General features: G+C 56.7%; 4 protein-coding genes. 3 read left to right on the top strand and 1 reads right to left on the bottom strand.

Annotated features, from left to right (window positions below):
* A partial coding sequence (locus QZ326_RS12330; RefSeq protein ID WP_295745701.1) for an EF-Tu/IF-2/RF-3 family GTPase occupies window positions 1-539 on the top strand: 539 nt, incomplete at its 5' end.
* A 156-nt stretch (window positions 540-695) separates the two neighbouring features.
* On the opposite strand, the gene QZ326_RS12325 is transcribed toward QZ326_RS12330, so the two are convergent.
* A complete protein-coding gene (locus tag QZ326_RS12325; RefSeq protein WP_295745698.1) occupies window positions 696-1,163 on the bottom strand; it encodes a DUF4830 domain-containing protein in 468 nt (155 codons plus the stop codon).
* 87 nt (window positions 1,164-1,250) lie between these two features.
* Between QZ326_RS12325 and QZ326_RS12320 the strand changes: the two genes are divergently transcribed.
* Window positions 1,251-2,009 (top strand): pseudouridine synthase, encoded by a 759-nt coding sequence (locus QZ326_RS12320; RefSeq protein ID WP_295745695.1) that lies wholly within the window; start codon window positions 1,251-1,253, stop codon window positions 2,007-2,009.
* A gap of 107 nt (window positions 2,010-2,116) precedes the next feature.
* A partial coding sequence (locus QZ326_RS12315) for a CdaR family transcriptional regulator (RefSeq protein WP_295745694.1) occupies window positions 2,117-3,068 on the top strand: 952 nt, incomplete at its 3' end.

Here is a 3,068-nt window from a genome sequence, read left to right as displayed (position 1 = left end):
ACGTGTTCACCATCTCCGGCCGCGGCACCGTGGCTACCGGCCGTGTGGAGCGTGGTCAGCTGAAGCTCTCTGAGGAAGTCGAGATCGTCGGCCTCATGGAGGAGAAGAAGAAGACCGTCGTCACCGGTATCGAGATGTTCCACAAGCTGCTGGATTACGCTGAGGCCGGCGACAACATCGGCGCCCTGCTCCGCGGCGTGGACCGCAACGGCATCGAGCGCGGCCAGGTTCTGGCGAAGCCCGGTTCCATCCATCCCTACACCAAGTTCAAGGGCCAGGTGTACGTCCTGAGCAAGGAAGAGGGCGGCCGTCACACTCCCTTCTTCAACAACTATCGTCCCCAGTTCTATTTCCGTACCACTGACGTCACCGGCGTCATCACTCTGCCCGAGGGCGTTGAGATGTGCATGCCCGGCGATAACGTGGAGATGAACGTGGAGCTGATCACCCCCATCGCCATTGAGAAGGGTCTGCGTTTCGCTATCCGTGAAGGTGGCCGTACCGTTGGTTCCGGCGCTGTTATCGACGTCGCCGACTGATTTTCAAAGCTGTAAAAAGGACTGCCGCTTCGCGGCAGTCCTTTTTTAGTTTGCCGGAGAACCCAGGATAAAAGATCTGAAAATTTGCAGGGAAGCAGGAAATCCATGTTCACAGACGCACTTCAGAGGTCAATTGTCCAAAGAGCGGAGAGCGGCTCATTTTCCGGTCTCCGGATAGACCAGCGTGTCCTGGAAGCCATTGGCTCCGGCGCAGAAGATGTCACCTGCCACAGGATAATCTTCGCAGATGTAGAGATTCAGCTGTATGCCCTCTGCCCGGCCGGGATAGTTGGTGACGGTATAGGTGTACCGGGACAGCTGTTTGCCGCAGCAGGGGGAGAGGTCGAAGCCCTGGGCATTTTGCAGTTCATTGTAGCTCAGGTAGGGCTCCGCCAGACGGTCCGGCAGCAGGAACCGCAGTGTTTCCACTGGCTCTGGGGCTACCTCCCAGCCCATGGACTGGAGATAGGACAGGCGGTCTTCGTTGGTGAGGAGCTGGGGCGCAGGGGATTCCTCTGCCGGTTTGCGGCCCAGGAAGAGGATTGCCGCGGCGATAATAACCCCTAGAAGAACAATAATGAGGACAGCCTTCTTTTTGGAAAAGCGAGTGGTAAAAATCAGCATGATACATCCCTCCTGCTTGTTTCCTATTCATTTTTGTCCGGGATTATGATAAAATAGAAATAAGAAATAGAGGGGAGGGAGATTCCGATGGAAAAACAGCGGCTGGACAAAATCATTGCCTCTACGGGGAAGTGGTCCCGGCGGGAGGCAAAGGAGCTGATCCGCCAGGGCCGGGTGCTGGTGGACGGTGTTCCCGCGCGGTCAGCAGAGGAGCGGGCGGACCCGGAGACGGCGGCTGTTACCGTAAACGGTGAGGTGCTGGAATACCGGCGGTACACCTGGGTCATGCTGAATAAACCGGCAGGCTGTCTCTCCGCCACAGAGGACGGCCGCGGCCAGACGGTGCTGGACCTGCTGCCGGCGGACCTGCGGCGGCAGGAGCTTTTTCCTGTAGGACGGCTGGACAAGGACACGGAGGGACTGCTGCTGCTGACCAACGAGGGCGGTCTGGCCCACGCTTTGCTGTCGCCGAAACGCCACGTGGACAAGGTGTACTACACCCGGGTGACGGGACGGCTGACAGAGGCGGACTGCCAGGCTTTTGCCGGCGGGCTGACACTGGCTGACGGCCTGGTGTGCCTGCCCGCCGGGCTGGAGATCCTGTCGGCGGGAGAGGAGAGCGAGGCCTATGTCACTCTTCGGGAGGGAAAGTTCCACCAGGTGAAACGGATGCTGGCCTGTCTGGGGAAGCCGGTGGCGTATCTGGAGCGGATTCGAATGGGCCCTCTGGCGTTGGACCGGGATCTTCCCAGAGGCGCATTTCGCTTTTTGACGGAGAATGAGCTGGAAGAATTGCGGAGATTTGATAATCCTACGAAAAACGTCAAATCTTCACCAAAAACGTGATAGTTTTTTTGTCTAAAAAAGAAAATATCTCTTGCAATTCGACAAAATTGCCGATATAATATAGACGTTGTGAAATCCCCTGGTGATTTTAGGTGAGGAGGAAGGCCATGTCTGGAAGAATTTTTCAAAACGTAGTCTTGCAGTTAAAGGAAAATACAGATCGGACCATCGGCGTAATCGACGGGGAAGGTGTGGTGATCGCGTGCAGCGAGCTGTCCATGATCGGACAGCGCTGGGCGGAGCATGTGCCTGTGGTAAACGGCGCCTCCGGCGCCATGGTCTCCTCCGACGGCAAGACCTTCAAGGCCTTGAATGGATGGAATACCCAGTTTGATTACGCGGTTTTCGTCTTTGGGGATAATGATGTGAGCCGGACGGTGTGCGCTATGTCCACGGTGGCCCTGAACTCTGCCAAGTCCTACTATGAGGAAAAGCATGACCGGGGCTCTTTTGTCAAGGATATCATCTCTGATAATATCATGCTGGGTGACATCTATATGCGCGCCAAAGAGCTGCGGGTCACTGCCGATGTGCCCCGGGGAGTATTTGTGGTGCGCTCGCTGAAAAAGGGGGAGTCCGTGCCCACGGATGTGATCCAGTCTATGTTTCCGGACCGGCAGAATGACTTTGTCCTCAGCGTGGGCGAGGGGGACGTGGTCCTGATCCGCCAGATGCCTGAGGGCGCCGGAATCAAGGAGCTCAACAAGATTGCCTCCACCATGGAGGAGAATCTCCGCGGCGGCGGCGCCAGTGCGGTGGTGGGCATTGGAACCATTGCCACACACCTGCGGGATCTGGCCAAGAGCTATAAGGAAGCCCAGATTGCCATTGAGGTGGGCAAGGTCTTCGACACGGAGAAGTATATTATCAACTATGAGAATTTGGGCATCGGGCGGCTGATCTACCAGCTTCCCACCACGCTCTGCGAGATGTTCCTCCAGGAGGTCTTCAAGAAGAACCCCATTGACGCCCTGGACAAGGAGACACTTTTTACGATTCATAAGTTCTTCGAGAACAACCTGAACGTCTCCGAGACGGCCCGGAAGCTGTTCGTCCACC

It is taken from the genome of uncultured Oscillibacter sp. (assembly GCF_910587525.1).
Lineage (GTDB): Bacteria > Bacillota > Clostridia > Oscillospirales > Oscillospiraceae > Oscillibacter.
The sequence above is the reverse complement of the archived record's forward strand: the minus strand, read 5'-3'. Positions and strand labels throughout refer to the sequence as shown.

Coding starts and splice junctions, on each gene's coding strand:
- QZ326_RS12325 (WP_295745698.1), bottom strand. CDS start 1,163: ATGCTGATTTTTACCACTCGCTTTTCCAAAAAGAAGGCTGTCCTCATT.
- QZ326_RS12320 (WP_295745695.1), top strand. CDS start 1,251: ATGGAAAAACAGCGGCTGGACAAAATCATTGCCTCTACGGGGAAGTGG.